We start from the raw sequence: 2538 nt of genomic DNA on the forward strand, positions 1-2538 counted from the left end.
AGCGGCACCGGAAATGCCGCGCGATTGCGATCACGCAGCTGCTTGTAGCCCTGAAACAGACCGCAGTCGATGAGGACGCGATGTCCATCCGTTTCGAGGAGGTACCGCGATCCGGTTACGGTTCCGGCGGCGCCTAGAAATTGAAGCGAAGCTGGGGAATTCATGGGGCTCTCCGAACAATAGGCAAAAGGATCATTCCGGGATCCTCCCGGCGGGAACGGCACGAGGATCAGCCGTTACAGGGGCGATCAGGCGTGGCAGCTTCAGGCTTGCCGTCGCAGCGAGTGCCATCACCAGGGCTGCTGCAAGGAAGCCGGCGCCTTGCAGGCCGTTGAAGCCGAACAGCAGACCAGCGCCCGCGGAGCCCACCGACAGCCCAAGGCTCACTGCTGCCGCCTGAATGCCGAGTTCGACGCCCTGACTTCGCGCGGTGATCCGCGACACCCAGAAGGCGAGCAGCGGACTGATCACCCCGGCGGAAGCGGCGACGACGGACACAGCGAACAGCATCTCGCTGAAGGCGGTGATTGATGGACTTACCGCCAGACCGATCGCCATCACCAGGAAGGCGGGTGCTACAAGCACTTTCGTCGCCGCCGGCTTGACGAGTGGCGAAAAGACAAGCCCCTGCACCGCAAACATCACCACGCTGCAGGTCGCGAACGTAAAACCCAGTTCGGCGGGGCTCATTGCGAGTTCATCGTTGCGTAGCGTGAGCCCGACCTCGAATGCGCCAAGTCCCGCTGCGGCCACAGAGGCAAGGGCGAGCAGCCGTAGCTCCCCGGGTACGAACGTCGTTGTTTCGCGGTTCCTCGTGTCGACAGGCTGGCCGGACACCAAGCCTCCAGGCAGGATCAACCTCACACCGCCGGCCGCGGCCAAGGCGAGGCCCGACGCAAGAAGAAAAGGGGCGGCCTGCAAGAGGGGCACCGCCTTACCCGAGTCAAAAGCCCATCCGGCAGCGAGGCCGCCCAGCATGGGACCGAGCAGGAAGCCTGCAATCGATGCCATGCTAACCCACCCAAAGGTTCTGGCGCGGCGATCATCGTCACCTTCCGTCTCGGCAATGAACGCAAGGGCTGCGGGAACTACGGCGGCGGCGAAGCCGCCGTTCAGGATTCGTCCGACATAAAGAAGCAGCAAGTTCGGCGCGAGCGCCGAAGCCGCCAAGGTGACGGCAAAGCCAATCAAGCCGACGACAAGGATGGGTCTGCGCCCAACCACGTCCGACACCCGCCCCCAGAGGAAAGCGACAGCCAGTGGTGCGGCGACATAGGCAGCAGTCAGAAAGCCAATGTGCCGTGCAGCGAATGTCGGATCTCTGGAGCCTGCAAGCCGCTCGACCATTGTCGGAAGGACCGGCAGGACGATCCCATAGCCCAGCGCAACGATGAAGGACGAAGCCAGAAGTGCGCCCAGAACCCTCGACGACAAAGGCAGGGGAGGTTTTGCGGTCCCGCTCATGCCGGCGCGCCGGTCGGCTGCTCATGAACGGCGCTTGCGGCAGTCGATGCGGCCGGACGGATGCCCTCGAGCCTGGTTCGCTTGAGCAGAAGCGCATTGACGGCGACCAGCGCCGAGCTGCCCGACATTGCCAGCGCGGCAATCTCGGGGCTCAGAAGGAAGGGATAGAACACGCCTGCCGCGAGTGGGAACGCGATGACATTGTAGCCGACCGCCCACCACAGGTTTTGATGCATCTTGCGCAGCGTGGCCCGCGATAAGGTCATCGCGCCAACCACGTCATAGGGATCGCTCTTCATCAGCACGATGTCGGCGCTCTCGATCGCCACATCGGTGCCTGCACCTATCGCGAAGCCGACATCAGCCTGCGTCAAGGCTGGGGCGTCGTTGACACCGTCGCCGACCATGCCGACCTTGAGGCCCTGTCCCTGCAACTCCTTGATTTTTTCGGCCTTCTGCCCCGGCAGGACGTCGGCCAGGACGATGTCGATGCCGAGAATGCTCGCGATGCGCTTGGCGGTGCCGGCATTGTCGCCGGTGAGCATGGCGACGCGGACGCCCTGCTCGTGGAGCTTCTTGATGGTCGCGATGGCGGTCGGGCGCGGGGCGTCGGCGATGGCGATCAACCCGAGAAGCTTTCCCGATCGCGCCACGTGAATGACGGTGCGGCCTTCGCCCTTGAGCGCTTCTGCCTTGTCGCCGAGCGCCAGAAGGTCGATCTTCTGCTCGTCCATAAGGCGCCGGTTGCCGAGGAAAACCTGATCTCCCCCGATAGCGGCGCTGGCGCCCTTGCCTTCGATGTTCAGAAAGCCCGAAACCTTGGGAAGCTTCAGGTCCTTGGCCCGCTCGACGATGGCGACGGCCAGCGGGTGATCCGATCCCTGATCCACCGCAGCCGCGATTTGCAGAACCTCGTCGGGCGAAACACCAGGCGCTTCAACGATTTCGACGACTTTGGGCTGGCCCATGGTCAGCGTCCCGGTCTTGTCGAAGACGATCACATTGAGTTTCGTCGCATCTTCGAGAGCGGACGCATTCTTGAACAGGATACCGTTGGATGCTCCGAGACCGGTA

The 2538-nt window shown here is 63.4% G+C and carries 2 protein-coding genes; both read right to left on the reverse strand.

Going from position 1 to position 2538, the window contains the following annotated elements; genetic code table 11:
• Positions 1-192: 192 nt before the first annotated feature.
• Positions 193-1464: an MFS transporter gene (locus MAXJ12_RS18365; RefSeq protein WP_050898848.1), complete on the reverse strand. Its 1272-nt coding sequence runs from the start codon at positions 1462-1464 to the stop codon at positions 193-195.
• The coding region (locus tag MAXJ12_RS18370; RefSeq protein WP_008837451.1) for a heavy metal translocating P-type ATPase at positions 1461-2538 on the reverse strand (1078 nt) is incomplete at its 5' end. The genes MAXJ12_RS18370 and MAXJ12_RS18365, both read right to left, overlap by 4 nt.

The sequence above is a fragment of the Mesorhizobium alhagi CCNWXJ12-2 genome, assembly GCF_000236565.1.
Taxonomy (GTDB): domain Bacteria; phylum Pseudomonadota; class Alphaproteobacteria; order Rhizobiales; family Rhizobiaceae; genus Allomesorhizobium; species Allomesorhizobium alhagi.

Bases quoted from the DNA above. Each gene is read 5' to 3' on its own strand.
- MAXJ12_RS18365 (WP_050898848.1), bottom strand. From the start codon at position 1,464: ATGAGCGGGACCGCAAAACCTCCCCTGCCTTTGTCGTCGAGGGTTCTG.